The organism is Tsukamurella conjunctivitidis (assembly GCF_007858475.1).
In the GTDB taxonomy this organism is placed as follows: Bacteria; Actinomycetota; Actinomycetes; order Mycobacteriales; family Mycobacteriaceae; genus Tsukamurella; species Tsukamurella conjunctivitidis.
Map to the genome: position 1 here is coordinate 1 of NZ_VIGX01000340.1, position 501 is coordinate 501.

Consider the following 501-nt stretch of genomic DNA (forward strand, 5'->3'; position numbering starts at 1 on the left):
GTCGCGGTGCTCACACATGCCAATGTCGTCCTGTGGACCCTCACCGGCGTCATGCTCGCGGTCCTGCTGGGCCTCGTCCTGCTCTCATCGTTGGTCCGCAAGGCGATGTACGCCCAGATCGACGGCACTGTCGGATCCGTCTATGCGGTGATCAGCCAGATCAAGCGTGGATGGATCATCTCCGAGGAGCCTGTGGCCGCCAACCGGGAACAGGACGTCATCTGGCGCCTGATCGGTCGCCCCGGTGTGGTCTTCATTTCCGAGGGGCCCTCAGCCCGGGTCCGTCCGATGCTGGCAGCGGAACGCAAGCGCGTGAACCGCGTCGCCCAGAACGTTCCCGTCATCCTCATCCAGTCCGGACATGAGGACGGTCAGGTCACCCTGGCAAAGATCGAGAAGACGCTGCGCAAGCAGAAGAAGGTCCTGACCAAGGAGGAGGTCCCGGCCATCTCCCAGCGTCTCAACGCCGTGCAGTCCACCTCCCTGCCGATCCCCAAGGGC

1 protein-coding gene is annotated in these 501 nt (G+C 64.1%); it reads left to right on the top strand.

Annotation, left to right across the window (positions count from 1 at the left end):
• Positions 1 to 501, top strand: a 501-nt coding sequence (locus FK530_RS25690) for a DUF4191 family protein (protein WP_146489561.1), incomplete at both ends; no start/stop codon positions are given.